A 25974-nucleotide genomic window follows, 5' to 3' on the forward strand; every position below is an offset into this window, starting at 1 on the left:
GCCAAGAGGAAGGGGCCGCCCCGGCTGGGGCGGCCCCTTTCCTTTTTTGCACCGAACACCCGAAAAACGGCGCCGCTACTCCGCCGCAACGATATGGCCGCCGTTGCCGGCGCCGTGCGGTGTGCCCGGCAGGTGCACGGGGCGGAGGCCGAGGCGCGTGATGACGGCCTTGGCGAAGCCGCCGGTGCCGACCTTGCGCCAACTGGTGCTCTGGTGGTGGAGGTCGGGGGTGTGGATGCCGTCCTCGATGGTGCGGGACCAGGCGTTGTGGATGCGTGCTGCGTCGTCCTCGAGGCCGAGGTGAATCAACAGGTCGACGGCCGCCAGCAGCAGGCCCGAGGGATTGGCCTCGTCCCGGCCGGCCCGGCTGAAGGCCGGCCCGTGGGCGCAGGCGAAGGCGTCGCCCCCGCGGCCGGCGATGGTGAGCGACGTCAGCGTCGGACCGCCGGCCAGCCGCGTCGCCACTCCTGCGACCACGGCCCCGTGGACCGCCGGGACCACAACGGCCTCCAGGCTGGCGGGCTCGGCGACAAGCTGCGCCGTCGCCGCGTCCACCGGGCGGCGCTCCACCGTCAGACGGTCGGCGGGAGCATGCGCCATGACCGCGTCCGCCAGGGCGTCGTCGGCAAGGCTGCCGCCCGTGAGCACGGTCAGCCGCCGCCGGCCGTGGGCGCGCGCCGCCTCCACCGCCACGCGCGCCACCGCGCGCGGCCGATCGTCGAGCGCGCGCACCACCGTCAGGTCCAGGCCCGCCGTCGCCGCCCGCACGAAGGGCGCCGGGGCCCGCGCCCGCCGCACCTCCGCCACGGTCGCGGCCTCGGCGTGCAGATCCCGCGCCGTTTCCGCCGTCAACGGGCCGCAGAGCAGGGCACCGCTGCTGCGCGCGATGGCGGCGGCGCGGCTTGCCGGAGCGAACTCCACGGCCAGGGGCGTGCCGGCCTCCTCCAGAATGCGCAGCACCGCGTCGGTGATCTCGGGCCCGACGCCGTCGCCTTCGCAGACGGTGATGGGGATGGGAGTGGTCATGAGGGCCTCCTTGTCGCGCGCGCGGCCGGGGACCGGGGGCGGGGGAGCAGGGGAATGCCGCAGCGCGCGTCCAAGACATCGGTGCGTCGCGCGGGATTTCAAACACCGGAAAACCCCCGAGTCGCGGATGGTTGTGCCGAGGGTGTTTTCTCCGCATACTCCGGGCGGTTTCCGAAGAAGAGGTCCGCCATGTCCGGCAAGCCGCTGCCGCCGTTTCCCCTGGCCGCCGTCGCCGCGCCGTCTGCCGCCAAGGCCGCCGCCCGGCCGGCGCGTCCCGCCGGTCCCACCGTCATGCCCGGAGCGCCGGTGCGCATGCCTGCCATGGCCGCCGTGCCGCCGGAGGCGCACCTGGACGAGGCGGTGACCCTGTGGCAGGACGGCCGGCGCGCCGACGCCGAGGTCACGGCCGCCGCCGCCCTGGGACTGCCGAAGCGGCTGAAGGGGGCGGACAAGGCCAGGGCGCTGACACAGATCGCCGAAAAGCTGTATTTCGCGGGCGACTACACAGAGGCCTCCGAGGCCGCCGGCCGCGCGCTCAAGGCCGACCGCACGGTTCTGTCGGCCCGCCTGATCCGCGCCGCCGCCCTGCGCGGCTGGGGACCGCTGGCCGACGCCGAGGCCGATGCTCGCGCCGCCGTCAAGGCCGCGCCAGGCAATCCGGCGGCCACCGATGGTCTGGTCGCGGTGCTGCTCGACCAGGGCCGGCCGGAGGACGCCGAGACTGCGGTGCGCGCCCTGATCGCGCGCGCGCCCAGGGTGGCGGCCGCGCACGCGCTGCTCGGCCGCCTGCTGCGCCGGCGCGGGCGGTACGACGAGGCGGTGGCGGCCGTGGAGGCGGCGCTGGCCTGTCCCGACGCGCAGCCGCCCCGCCTGCTGTGGGTGCTGGGCGCCACGCTGCACGACACCGGCCGCTATGATGAGGCCGTCGACGCCTTCCGCGGGTCCATCGCGCTGGCGCCCAAGGTGGGCGACGCCCATGCGGCGCTGGTCGAAAGCCTGCAGGCCGCCGGCCGCCATGCCGAGGCCGTGGAGGCGGTCAAGGCCGCGCGCAAGGCCGTGCCCGGCTACGACAAGCGGTTCCTCGACCTGCTGTACGAGGCGCCGCCGACCGCCATTCCCGATGCCCCGGCCGACCCCAGCCGCGTGATCCTGGTCAACGGCTTCGGCCACTATCCGGCGGTGCCGCTGGGCATCTCGCTGGTGAAAAGCTATGTGGCGGAAAAGGGCGAGGGGTTCGAGGCGTCCTGCGCCGATACCAACGCCTGGCGCTTCGACGCCCTGTACCGGGCCCTGCGCGACGACGCCCTGTATCCGTCCTTCGAGGACCGCGAGACCTTCGTCGCCGCCGGCACCGTGTTCCGCGAGGGCGGGGTCGAGTTTGATGACCCCACCACGTATGACCAGCATTTGCAGCCGTTCATCAAGTACTTCTCGCTGTTTTACGACAACGGCCTGAACCGTGTCCGCCGCGCGGAAGGCGCCGGCGCCCCGACGCCCTGGTGGGTGATCCGCGACGCCGAGGCGCTGGTGGCGAAGCGCCCGGGGGTGGTGGGCATTTCCATCACCTACACCGACCAGCTGCCCTACGCCGTGCTGCTGGCGCGCACCATCCGCCGGCTGGACCGCAGCATCCGCATCGTCTTCGGCGGCGGCTTCTTCAAGGCCGTGAACCTGGACGGCTTCCTGGCCGAGGACTACGTGGACTACCTGGTCCTGCACGCCGGCGAGGCCTGCTTCCTGGCGCTGGTGGAGGCCCTGCGGTCGGGCGCCGATCCGCTGCCGGAAATTCCGGGCCTGGCCTTCCGCGATCCGGCGACGGGCCGGGCCAAGGTCAGCGGCGACGGCTTCCCGGTGGACTACAATACCCAGCCGTTCGCCGATTTCGCCGATTTCGACCCGCCGCAGTACTTCGTGCCCGAGCCGGTCTATCCGGTGCTGTCGTCGCGCGGGTGCTATTGGCGGCGCTGCACCTTCTGCAATCACTTCGCCTCCTACGCCGGGACCTACAAGACACAGGCCATCGACCGCGTGGTGCACGAGATGGCGCACCAGCAGGCGGCGCGCGGGGCGCGGCTGTTCACCTTCGTCGACGAGATGATCTCGGCCAAGCGCTTCAAGAAGATCAGCGAGGAAATCCTGGCCCAGGGCCTGGACCTGCACTACTACGCGCTCGCCAAGCCCACCGCCGACTTCACGCCTGAGATTCTTCAGCTCATGCACAAGGCCGGCTGCCGCGCCGTCTACTGGGGGATGGAGAGCGGGTCGGAGCGCATCCTGGCGCTCATGGACAAGGGCAACACGGTGGAGTCTTCGGAGACGACGCTGCGGCTGGCGTCGGAGGCGGGCATCCGCAACCACATCTTCCTGATCGTCGGCTTCCCCACCGAAACACGGGACGATCTGGACGACACCGTCGATTTCATGCTGCGCAACAGCGCCTACATCGACCAGATCCTGTGCGGCCACTTCGTGCTGGAGCCGGGCACGCCCATCCACGATCGCCCGGCCGAGTTCGGCATCCGCAAGGTCTATTACAAGCGTTCGCTCGCCAACGGGGAGCTGGTCGGCTTCGAGCCCGACGGCTGGCTGGACCAGCAGACCGCCGGACGCTATGCCGAAGTGCTGCGCGACCACGTCTTCGACCTGTTCAGCCCGCGCGGGCGCTACTTTGGCACCCCGCGCGACCACATCATCGCCTGCTATGCCAGCCAGCCGATGGGCGGGCCGCGCTTCGACAAGGACCTGCCCGACGCCGGCGCCGTGCGCGCCATGCTCGACACGCCCGACAGCGTGCCCAAGGTGAAGACCTTCGACCTGCAACCGGTGTGGTGACCGCCGCTTGCCCTTGCGCCGAATCCTGTCCATCTAGGGTGCAGGGATTCTTACCGTTTCGGCGCAATGGAGGGTTTGCATGGACGTGCGGCGGCTGATGGAAGGCGTTCTTGGCTCCAGCGGAGCACGCGATCTGGAGCGGGAGGCGCGCCGCATGATGGGCGGCGGTTCCGGCGGCCCGCGCCCATCCGGCCAGGGCGGCGGCAAGGGCGGCTCCGGCTTTACCGGTGGCATGATGGGGGGCGCGCTGTCCGGCGGTCTCATCAACATGGTGATGGGCTCCAAGAAGGGCCGCAAGATGGGCGGCAAGGCGCTGAAATACGGCGGCGCGGCGCTGCTCGCGGGCCTGGCCTACAAGGCGTGGTCGGACTGGAAGGGCAACCGCGACCCGCAGGAGGCCGCGCCGGCCCGCGTGGGACAGGGTGCGGGGCTGGACCTGGTGCCGCCGCCTGCCTCCAGCGGCTTCACCCCCGACAGCGACCAGGACAGCGCCGGCGCCGATTTCCGCCTGGCGTTGATCCGCGCCATGATCGCCGCCGCCAAGTGCGACGGCCATATCGACCGGGACGAGCACGCCCGCATTCAGCAGCAGATCGCAGAGCAGGACCTGTCGGCCGAGGAGAAGGGCTTCCTGCTGGATGCCTTTTCGGAGGAGCCGGACGCCTTCGCCGTCGCCCGCCTGGCCCGCACGCCGGAGCAGGGGGCGGAACTCTACGCGGCCTCCAGACTCGCCATCGATCCCGACGTTCCGGCCGAACACCAGTACCTGGAGCGGCTGGCCGGCGCGTTGGGGCTGCCGCGCGACCTGATCAGTCATCTGGATGCCAAGATCGAGGCCGCGCGCCTGGAACTGGGCCGCGAGGAGGCCTGACGCGATGGGCGTTCTCGGCCGCATCGACACCGGCTTCCTCAGGCGCGGCGCGCGGTCCGTGCGGCGCGAGGACGTGACGGCGACGCTCCGCCGCGCGCGGGACGTGGAGAGCAAGATGTCCGGCGGCGCCCTGGCGCGCTTCGCCGGCGAGGGCCGCCTGCTTCTGCGCCTGCTGGACGACTGGCGGGCCGGGCGGTACCGGGACGTGTCGTGGAAGACGATCGCGTCGGTCGTGTTCGCGCTGCTCTACGTGCTCAACCCCATGGACCTGATGCCCGACGTCATCATCGCCACCGGCCTGCTGGACGACGCGACGGTGCTGGGGCTGGCGCTGAAGCTGATCGGCCAGGACCTCAGGCGGTACGAGGCTTGGAGGGCCGGCGAGGGGGATGCGGCCTTCGTTCATGCTCCGGCCGAGGAGGCCGCAGCCATAGAGCGTGGCGCCTGACCCGGCGGCGGGGCACAGGTTCGCGCGCGGGGCGGACAGTCGTTTATTGTTTCGCCGTGATAAAAAGTGGTACAGGCACAGGGTCGATTCCCAGCCTGGACCACACTGCATGAGCCGCCTGTACCCGCGCGCCCGCGCCGCCCTTCTTGCCCTTGTCCTGGCATCGTCCGCCTGCACGACCGTCGACGTCTCGGAGGAGACGCGGGCGGACCTTCGCGTCGGGGCTGCCGTTGCGGACGCCATGCCCACCGCCCGGGCGTCGATCCCTGCCGACTGGCGGCTGCTTCCGCCGGCGGAGATCGAGCGGTTCGTCGCCGGGCGGACGCTCAACGTCCATTATCTCAGCAGCAATCCCGAGGTGTTCCAGTACGTGTTCACCGGCAATACCGTCTCGCGCAAGCGGGTGGCGGGCGGCATGGGCGTGACGGCAACGCAGAACGGCACCTGGGAGGTGGATCAGGGCCGGCTGTGCGCCAACTGGAACGTGCGCCTTTGCTATGACGTGTTCACCGACGGCGCGGTCGTGCTGGCGCGCCGGACCCACGGCAGCCGGTCCTACGTTGATCTCTGGGACCCGCAGACGCCGGGCTACCAGCCTTCCGCCGAGGCGCCCCCGACCCGCCCGACGCAAGAGGACGTGCGCGCCTGCGCCATGGAGATGAGCCCGGCCGTGCGCGAGGTTTACACGCGCTTCGAGGCGCGCGCCAGGGACGGGTAGGGCGCGGACTTCGACCGCCATCCCGACATGACCCCCGGCACGGTGCGCGCGCTTCTGCGCGACGTCGTGATCCGGGCCGTCGCCGAGGGGGCGATCACGCCTGACGAGGCAAAGACCATGCGCTCCACCCTCGGCCTGTGCTTCCGGCCAGCCGATGGCGCGGCTTCCTCGTGACGCGGCACGACTGACGTGACACGAGGGGCAGCGCGGCGGCCCCTCGCGCACCATGCGACGGATCACGTCTTGAACTGGTCCCGCAGGCGTTCGAGCATCACCTTGATGTTGTTCTCGTTGTAGGCCTTGGTGAAGAAGGACAGCATGCTGTCGGGCATGGGCATCTGCGACCCGTACTCGGCCTCCAGTTCCACCTTGGTGCCGTTGTCCTCGGGCGTGAACGTCCAGGTGAAGGTACCGGGCGTCGGGCCCGAGAGGGTGTAGGTCACCTTGCGGTTCTGCTCGGTCTCGGTGATCTCGACGGTGCCGCGGATGGGCATGCCGGTGACCTCGTAGGTGTACTCCACCTTGGATTCCTTGCCCTTGGCGCCGCCGCCCAGGTCGCCGGATTTCTGCATGCCGGGCGTCAGCTCGATCATGCGGATGGAGGCGTCCATGAACTGGTACACCTGCTCCACCGGGGCGGGAACGGTAATGCTGTCGACGATGCGTACCATGGTTGATCCTCCGGGATGGCAATTCGCGCTACCCGTTCAACGCGGGGAGGGGGCTTGTGGGTCGGGGACAAAGGAGCGTCCGGTCAAAGCTGTTGCCACTCCGCAAGAATGTTTCTAGCCTATTTATCTTTGGTTGAGGGATGAGGAGGGTTTCCCGTGGAGTTCCAAGACAAGATAAGAGGGCTGGCGCAGCGGGTATCGCGGCAGCGCGACGGCATCGAAACGGAGGAAGCGTGCAAGAACGCCTTCGTCATGCCGTTTTTGAACGCACTTGGCTATGACGTCTTCAATCCCGACATCGTGATCCCGGAATTCACCGCCGACGTCGGCGTCAAGAAAGGAGAGAAGGTCGACTACGCCATCAAGATAGATGGCCAGATCATCATGCTGGTCGAGTGCAAAAAGTGTGGCTGCGATCTATCTGAACAGCATACGTCCCAGCTCTACAGATACTTCTCTGTCACTGAGGCTCGATTTGCCGTTCTCACCAATGGGATTCAGTTCTGGTTCTATTCCGACCTGGACCAGCCCAACAGAATGGACGCCAAGCCCTTCTTCGTGTTCGACATGACCGACTATAGGCCGAACCAGGTTGAGGAACTGAAGAAGTTCTGCATTGACGCATTCGACGTCGACACGATTCTGGCGACCGCCAGCACGCTCAAATACAACTCGGCAATCCGCAAGGAGTTCCTCAAGGAGATCGAAGACCCGTCGGAGGATATCGTTCGCCTGTTCGTTAGTCGTGTGTACGATGGGCGATTCACCCAAAATGTGCGTGCTGATTTCCAGCCCATCGTGCAGCAAGCTTTCAAGGACACCATCCGCGAACTCGTCAATCAGCGCCTGACTTCGGCGCTGGATGACGATCCGCCGCCGCCAGCGGTTTCCGTCGATTCGGCGGAGAGTAATGAGGATGGCATCGTGACCACGGAAGAAGAGGTTGAGGGCTACAACATTATTAAGGCAATTGTCCGTGAGGTCGTGAAGCCGGATCGCGTGACGATGCGAGACGCAAAGTCTTACTGCGCGATCCTCATGGACGACAACAATCGGAAACCGCTGGCGCGCCTTCATTTCAACCGGTCGACAAAGTATATCGGCCTCTTTGACCCAGAAAAGAAAGAACAGAAAATCCAGATAGAATCCCTTGATGACATTTTCTCTCTGGCCGAGAAGCTCAAGCAGACAGCTCACCTTTATGCGGATGCATGATCGCACCGTTCCGAACACGTAAAAAAAGCGCCGGAGGGCTATGCCTCCGGCGCTTTTTCACTTCGATGCGGGTGTCAGCCTCAGCCGCCGATTTCCCACCAGCCGCGGCGGGGCTTGACCGGAAGATCGTCAGCCTCCGGCGAAATCGCGGCGGCCGGGGCAGGGGCCTCCTCCTCGGCGGCTTCCTCCTCGGCCGGTTCCGGCGCGGGCGCCGTCGTCTCGGCCACCGGCTCGGACGGTGCCTCGGCTTCCGGCTCCGGGCGCGGCTCCGGCTCGGCGGTCACCGTCACGGCTGTTTCCGCCGGCTGCGGCATGGCGTCCCACCAGCCGGTGCGCGGCTTGGCCGGCTCCGACGTCACATGCACATGCACCGTGCGCCCGGCGCTGTCGGAGTCCGCGTCCGCCTCGGCGGCTTCGGCCATGACCGCGCGGGCCTCGGCGCGCGCGCTGTCCTCCTCGGCGCCTTCCGTCGCCTCGGCGGTTTCGGGCTTGCGGGTGCGGCGGCGGCGCGGCTTTCGGCCGGCGGCCGGCGCCGGTTCCTCGTCCACGTCCGGCGTCAGGTGGCCGCCCTCGTCCTCGTCGGAGACGGCGACCTCCACCTCGACCTCGGAGGGGTGCGGGTGATCCTCGGCGATCTCGGCGGCGACGGCGCCCGGCTGCTCGCCGGCCGCGTGCTCCTCGCGATCCTGATCCTGATCCTGATCCTGATCCTGATCCTCGCCGGTCGCGGACTTGCGGCGGCGACGGCCACCGCGGCGGGACCGGCGGCGGCGGCGCTTGCCGTCCTCACCCTCGTCCTCGTCCTCGTCGGACCCCGCTTCGCGGCTTTCTTCAGAGGCTTCGGCGGCCTCCGCGTGACGCTCCTCGCGCTCTTCGCGGGCTTCGTCGTCGCGGTCGGCGGCTTCGGTGGCGCCGGCGGCGTCACCGGCGGACTCGCCCTGGCCCTCCTGCGCTTCCACGGCGTCGCCGTTGCGCTTCTTGCGACGACGGCGGCGGCGGCGCTTCTTGCCGTTGCCCTTCTCGTCCTCGTCCTCCTCGGCCTCGGCCTCGGCGCGCGCGGGCTTGGCGGCCTCGGCCGGCGCGGCGGCGGCGGCGGCTTCCTCGTCCTCGTCCTCCTCGGGCTCGGCGGTGACCTCGGCGGCGATGCGGACCTCTTCGCGGCGATCGCCCTTTACCCGCTCCATGCGGTGGTCGGGCGGGATGAGGCTCTCGTCACCCTGGATGAAGACGTGGATGCCATAACGCGACTGGATGTCGCCCAGGGCCTCGCGCTTGTAGTTGAGGATGTAGAGCGCCACCGTCGGATGGACCGTCACGGTCACCTCGGACGAGCGCTGGCGCACGCCCTCTTCCTCGATGATGCGCAGGATGTGCACCGCCGTGGACTCGGTGGACCGGATCATGCCCGTGCCGCCGCAGTGCGGGCAGCTGTGGAAGCTGGTTTCCATCAGCGACGGGCGCAGGCGCTGGCGCGACAGCTCCAGCAGGCCGAAAGCCGAGATGCGGCCCACCTGGATGCGGGCGCGGTCGGTCTTCAGGGCTTCCTTCAGGCGCTTCTCGACGGCCGCGTTGTTGCGGTTTTCCTCCATGTCGATGAAGTCGATGACGATCAGCCCGGCCAGGTCGCGCAGGCGCAGCTGGCGGGCGATCTCGTCGGCGGCCTCCAGGTTGGTCTTGACCGCCGTCTCCTCGATGTGGCGCTCCTTGGTGGCGCGGCCGGAGTTGACGTCGATGGCGACCAGGGCTTCCGTCTGGTTGATGACCACGTAGCCGCCCGAGCGCAGCTGCACCACGGGGCTGTGCATGGCGTCCAGCTGGCTGTCCACCTGGTAGCGGTGGAACAGCGGCATGATGGGATCGCGGTAACGCTGTACCTTTTTGGCGTGGCTTGGGGTCAGCATCTTCATGAAGTCCTTGGCGAGGCGGTAGCCTTCCTCGCCCTCCACCAGCACCTCTTCCAGGTCGGCGGAATAGACGTCGCGGATGCTGCGCTTGATGAGGTTCGCTTCCTCGTGGATCAGCGCCGGCGCACGGGACTCCATCGTGGTCTCGCGGATCTGGTTCCACGTGCGGATCAGGTAGTCGTAGTCGCGGCGGATTTCCGCCTTCGAGCGCTCCGCCCCCGCCGTGCGCAGGATGACGGCCATGCCGCCCGGCACGTCCAGATCCGACATGATGGTCTTCAGGCGGCGCCGGTCGGTGGCATTGACGATCTTGCGGGAGACGCCGCCGCCGCGGGCGGTGTTGGGCATCAGCACGCAGTAGCGGCCCGCCAGGCTGATATAGGTGGTCAGCGCCGCACCTTTGTTGCCGCGCTCTTCCTTGACCACCTGCACCAGCATGATCTGCTTGCGCTTGATGACTTCCTGGATCTTGTAGTTGCGCGCGGGCCTGGAGCGGGCGCGGGGCGCGCGCTCTTCCTCGGCCTCGTCGCCGCCCAGGTCCTCGACGTCGTCGCCGTTGTCGCCGTCGTCATCCTCGGCGGCCTCTCGGGCGGCCTCGGCCTTCTGTTCCTCGATCAGCGCCTGCCGGTCGGCGACCGGGATCTGGTAGTAGTCGGGATGGATTTCGCTGAACGCCAGGAAGCCGTGGCGGTTGCCGCCGTAGTCCACGAAGGCCGCCTGGAGCGACGGCTCCACGCGGATCACCTTGGCGAGGTAGATGTTGCCCTTGATCTGCTTCTTCGTGCTGGTTTCGACGTCGAAGGATTCAAGACGGGTTCCGTTGACGACCACCACCCGCGTCTCTTCCGAGTGCGTGGCGTCGATGAGCATACGCTTGACCATTAAACCTGTGACTCCGCATCGCCACCCCGCGGCGCGCGCGGCGCTCGGCGGGATGGGGGATCAATCCGACGAGGCGGCGTGCGGGTGATGCGGCATGGACAGGCGAGGCTGAAGCCTCCGGGAACGCGCGCTGATGCGCGTCCGTCGCGCGCGGCGCCGAAAGGGGCGCTGCGGACGCGGTCGGACGTTGCTTCGCTGTCAAAATGCCGTGGAACTGCAAACCGGCCTCGGACCAAAATTCGAACAGGCCGTCGGCGGCTGCTGGACTGTCTTCCAGCCTTCCGGCCGCCGTCACGCAAGTGCTGGGACGGCAGGTCAGGATCATCTCCGCCGACAGCGGAAATTCGCAAAACCAACATAGCGAGGGGCGGGCACCCGTACAACGGTTTGTTGCCCGGCGGCACACATTATTATGAACGCCGAACCGATACGGTGGTTGGAGTCGGGTTTTGCTTGCGTCGCGACTCGAGATCAGAGATCATGCGATGGTTCAACGAAAGCCGCTTAACCGGTTGTTAATCCCACGGGATGGCGGTTTCGACAAACGCCGGCAGCGGCACCGCCGTTGATCCGGCAGAGAGCGAGAGAGTGGCCGAGCCGGCCACACCGATGCGAGGGCGCGGCCGCCAGCCGGTCGCGCGGGTGTCCGAATGACGGCCGTGAGGGGGAAGATGGCCGGGAAGGCGCTTCCGAAACCGACCCGACGTAGCGTGGTGCTGGGTGGTGCTGCCGCCGCGGCACTGACCGCCGTGCTTGGTCCCAGCCAGGCCTGGGCGCTGGTGCGCGCCTCGGGCGTGCGGCTGGGCGACCACCAGGATTTCACCCGCTTCGTCGTCGACCTGTCCAGCGAGGTGGACTTTTCCCTGTTCACCCTGCCCGAACCCTACCGCGTGGTGGTCGACCTGCCCGAGGTGGAATGGACCTTCGGCGAGGAACACGTGCCCACCGGCCGCGGCGTGGTCGACGCCCTGCGATGGGGCGTGTTCCAGCCGGGGCAGTCGCGCATCGTGCTCGACCTGGTGCGTCCCGCCACCGTCAAGCAGGCCTTCCTGCTGCCGCCCAACAGCCAGTCGGGCTGGCGGTTCGTGGTGGACCTGAAGGAAACCAGCCACGCCACCTTCGTCGCCGCCGCCGGCCCGCGCAACCGCATCGGCGCGCTGAAGTCCGACCTGACACCGGACCGTCCCGTGCAGCAGGTGGCCATCCGGCCGTCGCCGGTGGACCCGCGCCAGGACCCCAACCGCCAGAAGGTGATCGTGCTCGATCCCGGCCACGGCGGCGTCGACCCCGGCGCCATCGGCGCCTCGGGCGTCTACGAAAAGAACATCACGCTGGCGGCGGCTCGGGAGTTCCGCGACATCCTGAACCGCTCGGGCAAGTACAAGGTCATCCTGACGCGCGACCGCGACATCTTCCTGCCCCTGCGCGACCGGTTCGACGTGGCGCGGCGCCATGACGCCGACCTGTTCATCAGCCTGCACGCCGACAGCATCAAGAACCGCGACGTGCGCGGCCTGTCGGTCTACACGCTGTCGGAGAATGCCTCGGACTCCGAGGCCGCGGCGCTGGCCGAGAAGGAAAACAAGGCCGACATCATCGCCGGCATCGACCTCAGCCACGAAAGCGCCGAGGTCACCAACATCCTCATCGACCTGGCGCAGCGCGAGACCATGAACCTGTCCTCGCGCATCGCCGAAGCGGTGATCGAGGAGTTGAAGCGCGACGTCAAGCTGCTGCGCCGCACGCACCGCTTCGCCGGCTTTGCGGTGCTCAAGGCGCCCGATGTCCCGTCGGTGCTGATCGAAATGGGCTACCTGTCCAACCGTGACGAGGAGCGCCTGTTGCGTCAGGCGTCGTATCGCGCCAAGTTGGGCGGCGCCTTGCAGCGCGCCCTGGACGGCCACTTCAGCCGAACCCAGAAGGCGTATCGGCCGTAGCGTCATCACACCTACGCCGTTCGCTCGGCCACATTTATGCCCTTCTGTCGTGCCAAACAGGGCCGATCAGGATATGAAGAGGCACGACGGCCCGCGCCGCATCGACCGCGCGGGCGACCACGGATTGCCGGCAGGATGACAGACGAAAACAAGAAGCCCGTGTTGCGCGCCGAGCGCGACCCCGACGATGCGCCGCGCGGCGACAAGCCCAAGCGCGGCAAGGACTCTGGCAGCCGGAAGGGCAACGGCAACGGCAAGACGCCCGCCGGCGGCAAGCCCGCGCGCAAGCGCCGCTCGCTGTTCGGGCGGCTGGTGGTGTTCACGCTGAGCCTGGGGTTCCTGGGCGCCATCGTGGGCGTGCTGGGCATCTTCGCGGTGCTGAACTACTACGGCCAGGACCTGCCCGACCACACCCAACTGGCCGAGTACGATCCGCCGGTGGCGACGCGCATCTATGCCGGCGACGGGCGGCTGATCACGGAATACGCCGTGCAGCGCCGCGTCTTCGTGCCGGTGGAGGCCATGCCGCGGCAGTTGATCGACGCCTTCATCTCCGCCGAGGACCAGAATTTCTACAGCCATCCGGGCCTGGACTTCAAAGGCTTGGCCCGCGCAGTGCTGACCAACGTCAAGAACTACGGCACCGGGCGCCGGCCCGAGGGTGCGTCGACCATCACGCAGCAGGTGGCCAAGAACTTCCTGCTGACCAACGAGGTCTCCATCGAGCGCAAGATCAAGGAAGCCATCCTGTCCTTCCGCATCGAGCAGGCGTTCTCCAAGGACCACATCCTGGAGCTGTACCTGAACGAGATCTACCTGGGCGGCGGCTCCTATGGCGTGTCGGCGGCGGCGCTGAACTACTTCAACAAGTCGCTCGACCAGCTCTCCATTGGCGAGATCGCCTATCTGGCCGCGCTGCCCAAGGCGCCCAACAACTACAATCCCTACCGCAACCGCGAGGCAGCGATCGAGCGCCGCAACTGGGTCATCGGTCGCATGCTGGAAGACGGCCACATCACTGCGGCCGAGGCCGAGCGCGCCCGCGCCGAGCCGCTGACGGTGCGCCCGCGCGAGGACACCGAACTGGTGGAAAACGGCGCCTACTTCGCCGAGGAAGTCCGCCGCGAATTGCAGAACCGCTATGGCGACAAGGGCCTGTACGAGGGTGGTCTGGCCGTGCGCACGTCGCTGGACCCCGAACTGCAGTCCATCGCCACCCGCGTCATGCGCGAGGGCCTGCTGGACTACGACCGCCGCCACGGGTGGCGCGGCCCTGTGGCGCACCTGGACGACCTGAACGACTGGCCGCGCGCGCTGCGGGACATCGAAAAACCGGCCGCCGCGCTGGAGGACTGGCGCCTGGCCGTGGTGCTGGAGGTGTCCGCCGACGCCGCCCGCATCGGCCTGTCGGACCACGCCGGCACCATTCCCTTCGAGGAAGCCAAGTGGGCCCGCAAGTGGCTTGAAAAGCAGCGCTACGGCGCCCAGCCCAAGGACATGCACGATGTCCTGGAGGCGGGTGACGTGGTGCTGGTGGAACCCGTGGCCGAGGAGGAGGCCGCCGACGGCGCGCCCGAGGAACCGGACGCGCGCGCAGCCGACTCCCCGTCGGCCGACGCGACCGACACCTACGCCCTGCGGCAGGTTCCCGACATCAACGGCGCCCTGGTGGCCATGGACCCGCACACCGGCCGCGTGCTGGCGATGGTCGGCGGGTTCTCGCTGAACGCCTCGGAGTTCAATCGGGCGACGCAGGCGTGGCGCCAGCCCGGTTCGGCCTTCAAGCCCTTCGTCTACATGACGGCGCTGGCCAACGGCTACACCCCGGCGTCGATCATCCTGGACGCGCCGGTGGAGTTCGACCAGGGCCCCGGCCTGCCCAAGTGGAAGCCCAAGAACTACAGCGGCGAGTACTACGGCCCTTCGACCCTGCGCATCGGCATCGAGAAATCGCGCAACCTGATGACGGTGCGCCTGGCGCACGCCGTCGGCATGGACGCGGTGGCCGACACGGCCGTGCGGTTCGGCGTCTTCGACGACATGCCGGAGTTGCTGTCCTACTCGCTGGGCGCCGGCGAGACGACGGTGCTGCGTATGACGACCGCCTATGCCCAGATCGTCAACGGCGGCAAGAAGATCACGCCGACCCTGATCGACCGCGTGCAGGACCGCACCGGTCGCACGGTCTTCCGCCATGACGACCGCGCCTGCACCGACTGCAAGGGCGTGTTCTGGACCGGCCAGGGCGTGCCGAGCGTGCCCGATGCCCGCGAGCAGGTCATCGACCCGGTCACCGCCTACCAGATGACCTCCATCCTGGAAGGCGTGGTCAAGCGCGGCACGGGCCGGCGCATCGCCGAGCTGGGCATTCCGCTGGCGGGCAAGACCGGCACCACCAACGACAGCCTGGACACCTGGTTCATGGGCTTCTCTCCCGACCTGGTGGTGGGCGTGTTCGTCGGCTTCGACGACCCGCGCACGCTGGGCCCGCGCGAGACCGGCTCGTCGGTGGCCGCGCCCATCTTCAAGGATTTCATGGCCGCGGCGCTCGACGGCAAGAAGACGCCCTTCCGCATCCCGCCGGGCGTGCAACTGGTGCGCGTCAGCCACGACACCGGGCGCCCCGCCATGCCGGGCGACACCGACGTGATCCTGGAAGCCTTCAAGCCCGGCCAGACGCCCTACAACCAGCGCCGCCTGGACGGCATGAGCTACGCCGTCGACCCCGGCGGCGTGGGCGACGATACCTATGCCGACAGCACGCTGGACGGCCTTGGCGGTGGTGCCGGCGGCACAACCGGGACCGGCGGCTTGTCCGGGTCGACCGGCGGGGGGATGCTCAATGACCGCGACCGCCCGACAGCCTCCGGCGGCGGTGGCGGCGGCGCGCCCCAGGCCGGCGGGCTGTACTGACGCACGACCATCAACGACGACGGCGGCCGGAGCACTTCGGCCGCCGCCGCTCTTTCGGCGGCGCAACAGCCTGAAGGGGTTGAGGAAGGCGCCGGTTTTCCGTAAGTAGGGGCCTCCCCGCCGACATGAGAGGACGACATGAAGGCCGAAACCGAAACCATGATCTCCGAGATCAAGCAGTCGATGGCGCTGCTGAGGAGGCATCTTTGACTACGATCAGGCTGTCCTGCGCCTCGACGAACTGAACGCCGAGGTCGAGAACCCTGATCTGTGGAACGACTCCGACCGCGCCCAGGCGGTGATGAAGGAGCGCACCCACCTGGCCCAGGCCATCGACCGCTACAAGGGCCTGCACAAGCAGCTGGAAGATGCCGTCACGCTCATCGAACTGGGCGAGATGGAAGACGACGAGGAGACCATCGTCGAGGGCGAGAACGCGCTCAGGGCGCTGCGTGCCGAGGGCCAGAAGGCGGAGTTGGAAAGCCTGCTGTCCGGCGAGGCCGACGCCAACGACTGCTACCTGGCCGTCAACGCCGGCGCCGGCGGCACCGAGGCCCAGGACTGGGCCAACATGCTGCTGCGCATGTACGTCCGCTGGGCGGAAGCCCACGGCTACAAGACGGAAGTGGTGGAAGAGTCCGAGGGCGAAGAGGCCGGCATCAAGTCCGCCACGGTCAAGATCATGGGCCACAACGCCTATGGCTGGCTGAAGACGGAGTCGGGCGTGCACCGGCTGGTGCGCATTTCTCCCTACGACAGCGCGGCGCGCCGCCACACCAGCTTCACGTCGGTGTGGGTCTATCCGGTGATCGACGACACCATCGACATCGAGATCCTGGACAAGGACCTGAAGGTCGACACCTACCGCGCCTCGGGCGCCGGGGGCCAGCACGTCAACCGCACCGAATCCGCCATCCGCATCACCCACGTCCCCAGCGGGATCGTGGTGGCCTGCCAGGCGGAGCGTTCCCAGCACAAGAACCGTGACCACGCCATGAAGATGCTGCGCGCGCGGCTCTACGAGGCGGAACTGCGCAAGCGGGAAGAGGCCGCCCAGGCGACCGAGGACGCCAAGTCCGACATTGGCTGGGGCCACCAGATCCGCTCCTACGTGCTGCAGCCCTACCAGATGGTCAAGGACCTGCGCACGGGCGTGGAGACGTCGGACACCGGCGGCGTTCTGGACGGCGACCTGGACCCGTTCATGGCGGCTGCCCTGGCCGCCAAGATCCAGGGCGGCGAAAGCCGCGACGAGGCGGCGGCGGGCTGAGGCCCGCTGTTCCTCATTCGGGGGCGGGGGAACGGATGACACTCCTGGTCAACGTCGTCATCTGGGCCGGGCTGGCGGTGCTGGTGATGTACACCGCCGCCGTCCTGTATATGTACCTGCGCCAGCGCGCGCTGCTCTACGACCCGAGCGCCGAGCGGCCGGACCCGGCCGCCTGCGGGGTCGGGGACATGCAGGTGGTGACGCTTTACACCGATGACGGCGTGGCGTTGAACGCCTGGTGGCTGCCGCCGGCGCGCGAGGATGCGGCGGTGGCGCTCTACTGCCACGGCAACGCGGGCTCCATGGCCGACTGCGCCTTCAAGGTCGCCGCCTATCGCGCCGCCGGCATGGGCGTGCTGCTGTTCGACTACCGGGGCTACGGCGGCAACGCAGGCCACCCGACCGAACAGGGCCTCTACGCCGACGCCCGAAGCGCCCGCCGCTTCCTGCTGGAAGAGCAGGGCGTGGCGGAGGAGCGATTGGTCATCCACGGGGAAAGCCTGGGGTCGGGCGTGGCGACGCAGCTCGCGCTTGAGCACCCGCCGGCGGCCCTGGTGCTGGAGGCGGCGTTCATCTCCATCCCCGCGGTCGGAAAGCTGCAATACCCCTGGCTGCCCGTCCACCGCCTGACCAAGGACCGCTACGAGAGCCTCGCCAAGATCGGCCGCATCCACGCGCCGGTGATGGTGGTGCATGGCGAGGAGGACGACCTGGTCCCGGTGGACTTCGGCCGCCGCCTGCACGCCGCCGCGCGGGAGCCGAAGGAGCTGGTGCTGCTGCCCGGCGCGGGCCACGCGGACCTGTTCGACTTCGGGGCGGGGGAACGGATTACGGGGTGGATCGCCGAGACCGTTGAAGGAGCGCTGCGCGCGCGGGGCCTGCCCCGCACCCCGCCGGAGGCGGAAGCCTCCGGGCCTCCACTTTTTTCTTGAGTTTTAGGATTCTGGCGGTGGTTTAGGTATAGCCACCAAGACACGAAGTACACCAAGAAGGTTTGCTGACGATGAGTGTGTCGCATCATCGGCGATGCTGATGATGATGCTGATGATAAAGCGCCCTTCGGGCGCATTGCTCCGCTCCGCCAAGCATGATGCACACTGCCTCAGCCTGCACATCCTCTTGGTGTACTTTGTGTCTTGGTGGCCAAAAACATACAGCGGGCACAAGCCCACCGTCACCGCGTCGCCGGCGTAACCCACTTCTGCTGCTTCGGCGGCTCATAGGCAGCCAGGCGGTCGAGCAACGGCGTAGCGTCGGTTTCCACCATCAGCATGGCGCGGTGGTGGTCGCGCAGGAAGCCTTCCGCCACCATGTGGTCGATGAAGGTCCGCATGGCGTCGTAGTAGCCCGCCACGTCCAGCAGGGCTACCGGTTTCTCGTGCTCGCCCAACTGGCCCCATGTCCACACCTCGAACAGTTCCTCCATGGTGCCGATGCCGCCGGGCAGGGCGATGAAGCCGTCCGACAGGTCGGCCATCAGCGCCTTGCGCTCGTGCATGGTGCTGACCACGCGCAGGTCGGTCAGCGCGCCGTGGCCCACTTCCAGGTCCATGAGGAACCTGGGGATCACGCCGATCACCTCGCCGCCGGCCTTCAGGCAGCTGTCGGCGACGATGCCCATCAGCCCCACATGCCCGCCGCCGTAGACCAGGCCGACGCCCCGCGCGGCCAGGGTGCGGCCGAGCGTCGCGGCGGCCTCGGCATACTCGGGCCGGGTGCCCGCGTTGGAGCCGGTGAAGACGCACAGCCGCCGCATGAAGATCCTCCGTGGTGCATCGCGGGTAAGGTGTTGCCTGCCTATAGCATTGCGCGGACCATGCGGCAAAGATCATTCGCGGGGGATCATCCATGTCCACGAACCGGGACGGCTGGCGGGCTTTCGTCGCCCGATGGTACGGCGAGGGGCGCCTGGCATTCCACGACGCCCACGGCGCGGCGGAGCGCCTGCCGTGGCGCGGCGGCACGCTTCACCAGGACGTCTACGACCGCCCCGAGCCGGACGCGCCCGTGGTGGTCCTGCTGCACGGCATCCAGGGTTACGGCCGCATGTTCCTGAGCGTGACGGAGGGCCTTTGGAAGCGCGGGTGTGCCGTGGTGGTGCCCGACATTCCCGGCTACGGCCTTTCCGCCAGCCGCAAGGACCGTGGCCGGCGACCGATCGGCGATCAGCTTGCGGGGGTGGAAGCCGTGGTTCGGGCTGCTGCCGCCCGCTGGCCCGATCGTCCGCTGGTTCTCTCGGGCGCCAGCCTGGGAGCGCCGCTGGCTTTTGCGACGGCGCTGAAGGTGCCCGAGGCGCGCGCGCTGACGCTGTGGACCCTGTTCAGCCCCGATGATCCCGACGTGCTCGCCGCCACCGGCCGGTTCGGGCGGTTCAGCGGCGCGATGCTGGGGGTGATGAGGCCGGTGGGCCGGCTGATCCCCGGCCTGCCCATGGCGGCCTGGTTCATCCTGGCACTGGAGCATGTGAACGCCGCGCCGGGCTTCGTGCGGTCGCTGAAGGACGATCCGCTGGTGGCGAAGACCACAAACCTGCGCGCCATGCTCTCCCTGCAGCGCGACCTGCCGCCGCTCTTGCGGTGGGAGGCCTGGGACCGCCCCATCCTGGTGATGCAGCCGGCAAACGACCGCATGATCCCGCCCGCCGCCACCCGGCGCGCCTTCGCCCGCCTGACCGCCGAGCCGCGCCGGCTGGAAATGCTGGACGGCGTCGAACACTTCCCGGACACGGCCGGCCCCCTGGACCGGGCGGCGGACCTGATCGCGGGGTTCCTGGAAGAGACACGGATCAAGGGATGAGGGCGGCGACGGCCTCCACCCGATCGACCAGCGGCCGGGGCAGGGCGTCCAGGCTGAACCAGCCGGCGTCCAGGGCGTCGTCGGCGGCGGCGACGGAGCCCGTCGGCTCGACGCCCAGCATGGCGACGAGGACGAAGTGGTGCGCCAGGGCGCCGGTCTCGGCGTCGCGCTCCATGGTGTCGAAGGCGGTCAGCGGGCCGGTGATGCGGGCGGTGATGCCGGTTTCCTCCAGCAGCTCCCGCGCCGCGGCTTCGGCCAGCGTCTCGCCGCGCCGGGGCTTGCCGCCGGGATAGCCCCACAGGCCGGCGGCGGGAGGATTTCGGCGGCGGACCAGCAGGATGCGATCGGCGTCGTCCCGCACGACGGCAATGACGCCGACGCGGGGCTCGGTCGCGGTGTGGGCGGGCGGCAGGTTGGCGGCCAGGGGATCAGGCGAGGGCAAAGCCGCACTCCTTCAGCGCCGCGATGGTCTCGGCCGGGCTTTCCTCGGGCAGGAAGTGACCCCCGGCGACGGCGCGGCCGGAGACGTTGGTGCCCTTGGCGCGCCAGGTCTCCAGCACGTCGTAGTTCTTTTCCATCAAGCCGTTGGCCCCCCACAGCACGGCCAGAGGACAGGTGACGCGGGCGTCGGCGTCGGCCTCGTCGTCGGCCAGGTCGATGGTGGCGGCGGCGCGGTAGTCCTCGCAGGTGGCGTGGATGCAGGCGGGGTCGCGGTAGGCGCTGCGGTATTCCTCCACCGCGCGGGGATCATAGGCGGACAGGCCCGTGCCCCAGGCGCCCAGCTTCCATTCCAGGTAGAAATCCGGGTCGGCGCCGATGAGCTTTTCCGGCAGGGGGCGCGGCTGGGCGAGGAACAGCCAATGGTAGTACGCGAGGCCCACGGCCCGGTCGAGCGTGGCGAAGATGGTGTGCGTCGGCACGATATCCAGCACGGCGGCGCGGGTGATGCGGTCGGGGTGGTCCAGGCAGAGCCGATGCGTCACCCGGCCGCCGCGATCGTGGCCGATCACCTCGAACGTCTCATGCCCCAGTGCCGTCATCAGCGCGGCGGCGTCGGCGGCCATGGTGCGCTTGGCATAGGTGCCGTGGCCGGCGTCGCCCTCGGGCTTGTCGGAGGCGCCATAGCCCCGCAGGTCGGGCATGACGAGCGTGTGCGTCTTCGCCAGATGCGGCGCCACGCGGTGCCAGCAGGCGTGCGTCTGCGGGTAGCCGTGGAGCAACAGCAACGGCGGCCCCTCGCCCCCGACGCGCACGGCGTGGGTGATGCCGTTGGCCTCGATGCGGTGCAGGGCGAAGCTTGCGGGGAAGAGGTCAGGCGCTGGCATGGCTGGCTCCGCTGTGGTGGTGGGGCGGAGGAGAGTATGGCGGGGTTCGCCGTTCTTTGCGACCGCGCTGGGCGCACCGGCCTTGCCTGACCATGGCGGGTGGACTAACTTCAGTTGGTCCACTGCGCGAGGCCGCCATGCAGATCGTCAACATTCACGATGCGAAGACGAACTTGTCCCGCCTCGTCGACCAGGCAAGCAAGGGTGAGACCTTCATCATTGCACGGGCGGGAAAGCCGCTCGTGAAGGTGACTGCCATTGAGGCGCGGCCCGCAAAAGAGCAGAAGCGCCTCGGCTTTATGAAGGGCCAGATCAAGGTCCCTGACGATTTTGACCGTATGGGAGCGGAGGAAATCGAGCAGTTGTTCGGCGGAACGTCGTGAAACTCCTGCTGGACACTCATCTTCTGCTCTGGTCGGCGGCGGACCCCGAGCGGCTTTCACCGGATGCAGCAACGCTCGTTTCCGATGAACAAAATGAACCGTTTTTCAGTACCGCCAGCCTCTGGGAAATCGCCATCAAGGCCGGCTTGGGACGAGATGATTTCCAGGTCGACGCCGGCGTGCTGAGGCGCGGCCTTCTCGAAAATGGATATGGCGAGGTGTCAGTTGAAGGTCGCCACGCTGTCGCGGTCCAGACCCTGCCAAACGTACATAAGGATCCGTTCGACCGCATGTTGGTCGCTCAAGCGCAGGTAGAGGGCCTTCTGTTGCTGACGGCGGACGCACTGGTTGCCCGCTATCCTGGCCCCATTCGCAAAGTCTGACGGCCTACCCCACCGCCCCCTCATACCACCCCGCCGGCATTCCGGCTTCCGCCCGCGCATCGTCGTTGAACGGCCCCTTCAGGCCGCCCGGATGCAGGCGCTTCAGGCGGTCGGCGTACTCCGCCTCCGGGTCCAGGCCGCGTGAGGCGCAGACATGGCGGAACCAGCGGACGCCGGCGGCGACGTGGGTGATCTCGTCCCGGTAGATCACGTCCAGCACCGCCACCGTGTCGGGGTCGCCGTTGGCGGTCAGGCGGTCGATGGTGGGCGGCGTGGTGTCCAGCCCGCGGGCCTCGTGCGTCATGGGGACCAGCGCCAGGCGGTCCAGCAGGTCGTCGGCCGTCATCACCGCCGCGCGCCACAGGCCGTCGTGGGCCGGCAGGTCGCCATAGGCCGCGCGCAGCTCGCCCAGGCGCTTTTCCAGAAGCTCGAAGTGCAGGGCCTCGTCGACGGCGACCTTGATCCAGTCGTCGATGAAGGCGCGCGGCAGCGGGTCCGGGCCGCCCAGGAAGCGCGCCAGGATGTCCCACGCCAGGTCGATGGCGTTCAACTCGATATGCGCCAGCGCGTGCAGCAGCGCGATGCGCCCGCGCACGCCGCCCTTCGACCGCTTGGGCATGTCGCGCGGGGCCATCAATTCAGGCTTTGCCGGCCGGGCGGGGCGGTGGGGAGCGCCGGGCGCGCCGACGTCGGCCAGCGCGCCGGACGCCCAGGCATCGGCGGCGTCGCGGGTCAGGCGGATCTTCTCGGCAGGCTCCGCCGCCCGCAGCACGGCGCGGGCGGCGTCAAGCAGGGTGGCGGGAGCGGTCATGCCGTCTCCCGCAGGGCCCTGGTGGCGTCCAGCACCTCGGCGGCGTGGCCCTTGACCTTCACCTTGGGCCAGACCTGGGCGATGGTGCCGCCGGGCGCGATCAGGAAGGTGGTGCGCTCGATGCCCCAGAAGGTCTTGCCGTACATGGACTTTTCCTTCCACACGCCATAGCGCTCGCAGACGTCGCTGTCGGCGTCCGACGCCAGCGGGAAGGTCAGGCCCTGCTTGGCCTTGAAATTGTCGTGCTTCTTCACGCTGTCCTTGGAGACGCCGATGATGACGGCGTCGATCCCTGAGAAATCGGGCTCCAGGTCGCGGAAGTCGCAGGCTTCGGTGGTGCAGCCGGGCGTGGCGTCCTTCGGGTAGAAGTACAGCACCACCGGCTTGCCCTTCAGCGCGGACAGGCTGACGCTGCCGCCGCCGTCGGTGGGCAGGGTGAAGTCCGGGGCGGTGTCGCCGACGGAAAGGCTCATGGCGTCTGGCTCCCTCGTCTGGTGGGATGGAACAGGGGAGAGCCCGAAGGCTCAGGCTTCTTTTACGGCGCCGTCTGCGGCCCGGTTTGCCTTGGCGGCCTCCGCCGGCTCGTCGATGAGGCGGCGGAAGACGGCGTGCGCGGCCTCCGCCCGTTCAGCGATCAGCGCCTTGAGGCCGTCCATGTCCTTGCAGCCGCAGGCCGACACCAGCTTGCGGTAAAGGCCGGCGGAGATTTGGCTCTCGTCGAACTTGCCGGGGATGGAGTGGCGCAACAACCCCTGGATGGTCAGCCAGAGGAAATGCGCCCGGTCCAGCGTCTCGGCGTCGGCGGCGTCCAGGATGTCGGCGGCGGCCAAGTTTTTCAGCCCGTCGCCGGTGTTGCTGTTGAGGATGTCCGGGTGCTCGTGCCCGTGCAGAAGCTGCAGCGTCTGGGAGATGAACTCCACGTCCACCATGCCGCCGCGCATGTGCTTGACGTCCCATATGTCGCCGGCCTTGGTGTGCTCCTTGGCCATCAGCGCGCGCATCTTGGAAACGTCCATCAGCAGCGCGTCGCGGTCGCGCGGGCGGGTGAGCACCTCGCAGATGGCGTCGCGGATGTTCTGCGACAGATCCGGGTCGCCGCAGGCCACGCGGGCGCGGACAAGCGCCAGGTGCTCCCACGTCCAGGCATCCTCGCGGTTGTACTTGATGAAGCTTTCCAGGCTGGCCGCCAGCGGCCCCTTCTTGCCCGAGGGACGCAGGCGCAGGTCAACCTCGTACAGCCGGCCCTCGCTGGTCAGCGCGTTGATGGCGCCGACGAAGCGCTGGGTCAGGCGGGCGTAGTATTCGCCGCGCGTCAACGGCTTGGGACCGTCGCTGCTTTCCGCGTCCGGGTCGGTGTCGTAGACGCAGATGAGATCCAGGTCGCTGGTCGCCGTCATCTCGCGCCCGCCCATCTTGCCCATGGCGATCACCGCCAGGTCGCCGCCGGGAAAACGGCCGTAGGTGCGCGCCATTTCGTCGCTGACGGCCGGCAGCAGGCGGTCCAGCACCACGTCGGCGATGGCGGCCAGCGCGTCGCCGGCCTCGCGCGCATCCGCCAGCAGGCGCAGCGTCTGGACGCCGACCTGGAACTTGTGGTCATTGGCGAAGCGCCGCGTGATGTCCAGCACGTGTTCGTAGTCCCGCGCGTCGGCCAGCCGCAGGTCAAGCTCGTGCCCCAGCGCGGCTCGGTCGGGCAGGGGGCCGAAGAAGCCCGGCGTCAGCACGGCGTCCAGCAGGCCGGGGTTCTTCGCCAGCACCTCGGCCAGGCGCGGTGCGTCGCCCATGATCTCCGCCACCAGGTCCAGCAATTGCGGATGGGTGTAGAACAGGCTGAACAGCTGCACGCCGGCCGGCAGGCGGCTCAGGAAGTCGTCGAAGCGGAAGAACGCCTGATCGGGGCTGGCGGTCTGGCCGAAGGCGCGGAGCAGCGTCGGCACCAGCTCCGTCAGCAGCTCCTTCGACCGGGTGGAACGCACGGCGCGATAGCGCCCGTGGTGCCAGCCGCGCACGGTGGCGGCGACGGCGGACGGGTTGCCGTAGCCCAGTTCGGTGAGGGTCTGGATGGTGGCCGGGTCGTCCTCGTTGCCGGTGAAGACGAGGTTGCCTTCCTCCGACAGGCTGGGTTCCTCCTCGAACAGGTCGGCATAATGGCCTTCCACCGTGTGCAGCACGTCCTTGAGCCAGGCGTCGAAGTCCTCAAGGCCATCGTGCCCCATGAAGATCGCCAGCGCGCGCAGCTTTTCGTCATCGTCGGGAAGCTGCTGGGTCTGGCTGTCCTCGATCATCTGAAGCCGGTGCTCCAGCGTGCGGAGCTGGATGTACGACGCCTCCAGCTGGTCGGCGACGACGGGGGCGACGTGCTCGGTCTCCACCAGCGCGCGCAGGGCGTCGAGCGTGCGGGGGCTGCGGTTCTGCGGCTCCCGCCCGCCCCAGATGAGCTGCTGGGTCTGGGCGAAGAACTCGATCTCGCGGATGCCGCCGCGCCCGACCTTGATGTTGTGCCCGGCGACCGCCACCTTGGCGCCGCCCTTGGCCGCGTGGATCTGGCGCTTGATGGACTGGATGTCCTGAATGGCGTGGAAATCCAGGGACTTGCGCCAGACGAAGGGCCGCAGGTGGCGCAGGAAGTCCTGCCCCGCCGCCGTGTCGCCGCCCACGCAGCGGGCCTTGATCATGGCGGCGCGCTCCCAGTTCTGGCCGAAGCTTTCGTAGTAGGTTTCGGCCGCCGGCAGGGCGATGGCGATCTTGGTGGAGCCGGGGTCGGGGCGCAGGCGCAGGTCGGTGCGGAAGACGTAGCCGTCGGCCGTGCGCTCGTCCAACAGGCGCACGAGGTCCTTGGTCATGCGCACGAAGAACTCGGAAATGAACTTCTCGCCCTTGTAGACCACCTTGTCGGGATCGAAGACCACGATCAGGTCGATGTCGCTGGAATAGTTCAGCTCCCGCGCGCCCAGCTTGCCCATGCCCAGCACGAAGTATCCGCAGTCCCGCTCCGGGTCCTCGGGGTGGGGAAGCTCCACGTCGCCCTTGGCGTGGGCCTTGCGCATCAGGTGGGCGATGGAAAGCCGCACGGCCGTCTCGGCGAAGTCCGACAGCGCGCCGGTCACCTTGTCCAGGTCCCAGGCCCCGGCGATGTCGGCCGCCGCCACGGCCAGCGCCATGCGCCGCTTGACCACGCGCAGAAGCTTCATGAGGCGCGCCATGTCCTCTTCCGCCGCGGCGTCGGCCTTCAGGGTCTCGACCATGCGCGACAGCGCGGCGTCCGGCCCGTCGCGCAGGATCTCCACCATGAAGGCGCCGTCGCGCACGGCGCAGGAGGTCAGGAAGGGGCTGTTGCCGAACAGGGCGTCCAGCAGGGCCGACTGCGGTACGGCCTCGGCAGCGGCGCGGATGGCATCGGCCAGCGATGCATCGTCGGCAAGGTCGGCCAGGCCGAGCCACCGCTCCCGGCCGCGGTCACGGCGTTCCGGATCGGCGGGCGCGGGCAGGGTGGCGTCGGCGGGGGGAAAGGCGAAGTCGGCCATGGACGATCCCATCGGGTGGCTCGAGTGCTTCTCGTCACTCGGTTCTGTCAGGTCATTGTTGCGCC

Annotated in this window: 22 protein-coding genes; 13 read left to right on the forward strand and 9 right to left on the reverse strand. The window is 68.7% G+C overall.

Annotation, left to right across the window (positions count from 1 at the left end; translation table 11 throughout):
- Window positions 1–75: 75 nt before the first annotated feature.
- On the reverse strand, window positions 76–1026 hold the full coding sequence (locus LG334_RS07980) for an isocitrate/isopropylmalate family dehydrogenase (RefSeq protein WP_404384989.1): 951 nt from the start codon (window positions 1024–1026) through the stop codon (window positions 76–78).
- A 189-nt stretch (window positions 1027–1215) separates the two neighbouring features.
- Between LG334_RS07980 and LG334_RS07985 the strand changes: the two genes are divergently transcribed.
- From LG334_RS07985 to LG334_RS08005, 5 genes are all read left to right on the forward strand, one after another.
- On the forward strand, window positions 1216–3858 hold the full coding sequence (locus LG334_RS07985) for a radical SAM protein (protein ID WP_404384991.1): 2643 nt from the start codon (window positions 1216–1218) through the stop codon (window positions 3856–3858).
- Between the two features lie 79 nt (window positions 3859–3937).
- The gene (locus LG334_RS07990) at window positions 3938–4729 is read left to right on the forward strand and encodes a tellurite resistance TerB family protein (protein WP_404384993.1); all 792 of its coding nucleotides are present in this window, start codon (window positions 3938–3940) and stop codon (window positions 4727–4729) included.
- Window positions 4730–4733: 4 nt separating this feature from the next.
- A complete protein-coding gene (locus LG334_RS07995) occupies window positions 4734–5177 on the forward strand; it encodes a YkvA family protein (protein WP_404384995.1) in 444 nt (147 codons plus the stop codon).
- Between the two features lie 109 nt (window positions 5178–5286).
- The gene (locus LG334_RS08000; RefSeq protein ID WP_404384997.1) at window positions 5287–5895 is read left to right on the forward strand and encodes a hypothetical protein; all 609 of its coding nucleotides are present in this window, start codon (window positions 5287–5289) and stop codon (window positions 5893–5895) included.
- Window positions 5896–5922: 27 nt separating this feature from the next.
- Entirely contained in the window at window positions 5923–6069 is a 147-nt protein-coding gene (locus LG334_RS08005) for a hypothetical protein (RefSeq protein ID WP_404384999.1), read from the forward strand.
- Between the two features lie 62 nt (window positions 6070–6131).
- On the opposite strand, the gene LG334_RS08010 is transcribed toward LG334_RS08005, so the two are convergent.
- Complete coding sequence (locus LG334_RS08010; protein WP_404385001.1) at window positions 6132–6566, reverse strand: SRPBCC family protein; 435 nt, start codon at window positions 6564–6566, stop codon at window positions 6132–6134.
- A 156-nt stretch (window positions 6567–6722) separates the two neighbouring features.
- Here LG334_RS08010 and LG334_RS08015 point away from each other — a divergent pair, with 156 nt between their 5' ends.
- On the forward strand, window positions 6723–7781 hold the full coding sequence (locus tag LG334_RS08015) for a type I restriction endonuclease (RefSeq protein ID WP_404385003.1): 1059 nt from the start codon (window positions 6723–6725) through the stop codon (window positions 7779–7781).
- A gap of 80 nt (window positions 7782–7861) precedes the next feature.
- On the opposite strand, the gene LG334_RS08020 is transcribed toward LG334_RS08015, so the two are convergent.
- On the reverse strand, window positions 7862–10567 hold the full coding sequence (locus LG334_RS08020) for a ribonuclease E/G (RefSeq protein WP_404385005.1): 2706 nt from the start codon (window positions 10565–10567) through the stop codon (window positions 7862–7864).
- Window positions 10568–11238: 671 nt separating this feature from the next.
- On the opposite strand from LG334_RS08020, the gene LG334_RS08025 reads away from it, so the two are divergent.
- The 4 genes from LG334_RS08025 (at window position 11239) to LG334_RS08040 (ending at window position 17619) form a co-directional block, all read left to right on the forward strand.
- Complete coding sequence (locus LG334_RS08025) at window positions 11239–12504, forward strand: N-acetylmuramoyl-L-alanine amidase (RefSeq protein ID WP_404385007.1); 1266 nt, start codon at window positions 11239–11241, stop codon at window positions 12502–12504.
- A gap of 135 nt (window positions 12505–12639) precedes the next feature.
- The gene (locus tag LG334_RS08030; protein WP_404385009.1) at window positions 12640–15417 is read left to right on the forward strand and encodes a penicillin-binding protein 1A; all 2778 of its coding nucleotides are present in this window, start codon (window positions 12640–12642) and stop codon (window positions 15415–15417) included.
- A gap of 138 nt (window positions 15418–15555) precedes the next feature.
- A protein-coding gene (prfB, locus tag LG334_RS08035; RefSeq protein ID WP_404385011.1) for a peptide chain release factor 2 occupies window positions 15556–16687 on the forward strand; the annotation gives its coding sequence in 2 pieces (ribosomal slippage) (window positions 15556–15624 and window positions 15626–16687; 1131 coding nt in all).
- A gap of 35 nt (window positions 16688–16722) precedes the next feature.
- On the forward strand, window positions 16723–17619 hold the full coding sequence (locus tag LG334_RS08040; protein ID WP_404385013.1) for an alpha/beta hydrolase: 897 nt from the start codon (window positions 16723–16725) through the stop codon (window positions 17617–17619).
- A gap of 242 nt (window positions 17620–17861) precedes the next feature.
- Here the strand turns inward: LG334_RS08040 and LG334_RS08045 are convergent, their stop codons facing one another.
- Window positions 17862–18443, reverse strand: a complete 582-nt coding sequence (locus LG334_RS08045; RefSeq protein ID WP_404385015.1) for a TIGR00730 family Rossman fold protein — start codon at window positions 18441–18443, stop codon at window positions 17862–17864.
- A gap of 92 nt (window positions 18444–18535) precedes the next feature.
- On the opposite strand from LG334_RS08045, the gene LG334_RS08050 reads away from it, so the two are divergent.
- Window positions 18536–19483, forward strand: a complete 948-nt coding sequence (locus LG334_RS08050; RefSeq protein ID WP_404385017.1) for an alpha/beta hydrolase — start codon at window positions 18536–18538, stop codon at window positions 19481–19483.
- Here LG334_RS08050 and LG334_RS08055 read toward each other — a convergent pair.
- Window positions 19473–19925, reverse strand: coding sequence for an NUDIX hydrolase (locus LG334_RS08055; protein ID WP_404385019.1), 453 nt, complete (start codon window positions 19923–19925; stop codon window positions 19473–19475). The two genes, LG334_RS08050 and LG334_RS08055, sit on opposite strands and share 11 nt — an antisense overlap.
- The gene (locus tag LG334_RS08060) at window positions 19912–20808 is read right to left on the reverse strand and encodes an alpha/beta fold hydrolase (protein WP_404385021.1); all 897 of its coding nucleotides are present in this window, start codon (window positions 20806–20808) and stop codon (window positions 19912–19914) included. The genes LG334_RS08055 and LG334_RS08060 overlap by 14 nt, the downstream gene beginning before the upstream one ends.
- Before the next feature lie 137 nt (window positions 20809–20945).
- Between LG334_RS08060 and LG334_RS08065 the strand changes: the two genes are divergently transcribed.
- Window positions 20946–21191: a type II toxin-antitoxin system Phd/YefM family antitoxin gene (locus LG334_RS08065; protein WP_404385023.1), complete on the forward strand. Its 246-nt coding sequence runs from the start codon at window positions 20946–20948 to the stop codon at window positions 21189–21191.
- Window positions 21188–21574: a type II toxin-antitoxin system VapC family toxin gene (locus LG334_RS08070; protein ID WP_404385025.1), complete on the forward strand. Its 387-nt coding sequence runs from the start codon at window positions 21188–21190 to the stop codon at window positions 21572–21574. Before LG334_RS08065 ends, LG334_RS08070 begins: the two co-directional genes overlap by 4 nt.
- 4 nt (window positions 21575–21578) lie before the next feature.
- Here the strand turns inward: LG334_RS08070 and LG334_RS08075 are convergent, their stop codons facing one another.
- The 3 genes from LG334_RS08075 to LG334_RS08085 are packed head-to-tail and all read right to left on the reverse strand — an operon-like array spanning window position 21579 to window position 25909.
- Window positions 21579–22385, reverse strand: a complete 807-nt coding sequence (locus tag LG334_RS08075; protein WP_404385027.1) for a ferritin-like domain-containing protein — start codon at window positions 22383–22385, stop codon at window positions 21579–21581.
- A complete protein-coding gene (bcp, locus tag LG334_RS08080; protein WP_404385029.1) occupies window positions 22382–22858 on the reverse strand; it encodes a thioredoxin-dependent thiol peroxidase in 477 nt (158 codons plus the stop codon). Before bcp ends, LG334_RS08075 begins: the two co-directional genes overlap by 4 nt.
- A gap of 51 nt (window positions 22859–22909) precedes the next feature.
- On the reverse strand, window positions 22910–25909 hold the full coding sequence (locus LG334_RS08085) for a bifunctional [glutamine synthetase] adenylyltransferase/[glutamine synthetase]-adenylyl-L-tyrosine phosphorylase (protein ID WP_404385031.1): 3000 nt from the start codon (window positions 25907–25909) through the stop codon (window positions 22910–22912).
- Window positions 25910–25974: the final 65 nt, after the last annotated feature.

It is taken from the genome of Caenispirillum salinarum (assembly GCF_044803115.1).
GTDB lineage: Bacteria > Pseudomonadota > Alphaproteobacteria > Rhodospirillales > Rhodospirillaceae > Caenispirillum > Caenispirillum salinarum_A.

Bases quoted from the DNA above. Each gene is read 5' to 3' on its own strand.
- LG334_RS07980 (WP_404384989.1), bottom strand. From the start codon at position 1,026: ATGACCACTCCCATCCCCATCACCGTCTGCGAAGGCGACGGCGTCGGG.
- LG334_RS07985 (WP_404384991.1), top strand. From the start codon at position 1,216: ATGTCCGGCAAGCCGCTGCCGCCGTTTCCCCTGGCCGCCGTCGCCGCG.
- LG334_RS07990 (WP_404384993.1), top strand. From the start codon at position 3,938: ATGGACGTGCGGCGGCTGATGGAAGGCGTTCTTGGCTCCAGCGGAGCA.
- LG334_RS07995 (WP_404384995.1), top strand. From the start codon at position 4,734: ATGGGCGTTCTCGGCCGCATCGACACCGGCTTCCTCAGGCGCGGCGCG.
- LG334_RS08000 (WP_404384997.1), top strand. From the start codon at position 5,287: ATGAGCCGCCTGTACCCGCGCGCCCGCGCCGCCCTTCTTGCCCTTGTC.
- LG334_RS08005 (WP_404384999.1), top strand. From the start codon at position 5,923: ATGACCCCCGGCACGGTGCGCGCGCTTCTGCGCGACGTCGTGATCCGG.
- LG334_RS08010 (WP_404385001.1), bottom strand. From the start codon at position 6,566: ATGGTACGCATCGTCGACAGCATTACCGTTCCCGCCCCGGTGGAGCAG.
- LG334_RS08020 (WP_404385005.1), bottom strand. From the start codon at position 10,567: ATGGTCAAGCGTATGCTCATCGACGCCACGCACTCGGAAGAGACGCGG.
- LG334_RS08025 (WP_404385007.1), top strand. From the start codon at position 11,239: ATGGCCGGGAAGGCGCTTCCGAAACCGACCCGACGTAGCGTGGTGCTG.
- LG334_RS08030 (WP_404385009.1), top strand. From the start codon at position 12,640: ATGACAGACGAAAACAAGAAGCCCGTGTTGCGCGCCGAGCGCGACCCC.
- LG334_RS08040 (WP_404385013.1), top strand. From the start codon at position 16,723: ATGACACTCCTGGTCAACGTCGTCATCTGGGCCGGGCTGGCGGTGCTG.
- LG334_RS08045 (WP_404385015.1), bottom strand. From the start codon at position 18,443: ATGCGGCGGCTGTGCGTCTTCACCGGCTCCAACGCGGGCACCCGGCCC.
- LG334_RS08050 (WP_404385017.1), top strand. From the start codon at position 18,536: ATGTCCACGAACCGGGACGGCTGGCGGGCTTTCGTCGCCCGATGGTAC.
- LG334_RS08060 (WP_404385021.1), bottom strand. From the start codon at position 20,808: ATGCCAGCGCCTGACCTCTTCCCCGCAAGCTTCGCCCTGCACCGCATC.
- LG334_RS08065 (WP_404385023.1), top strand. From the start codon at position 20,946: ATGCAGATCGTCAACATTCACGATGCGAAGACGAACTTGTCCCGCCTC.
- LG334_RS08075 (WP_404385027.1), bottom strand. From the start codon at position 22,385: ATGACCGCTCCCGCCACCCTGCTTGACGCCGCCCGCGCCGTGCTGCGG.
- bcp (WP_404385029.1), bottom strand. From the start codon at position 22,858: ATGAGCCTTTCCGTCGGCGACACCGCCCCGGACTTCACCCTGCCCACC.
- LG334_RS08085 (WP_404385031.1), bottom strand. From the start codon at position 25,909: ATGGCCGACTTCGCCTTTCCCCCCGCCGACGCCACCCTGCCCGCGCCC.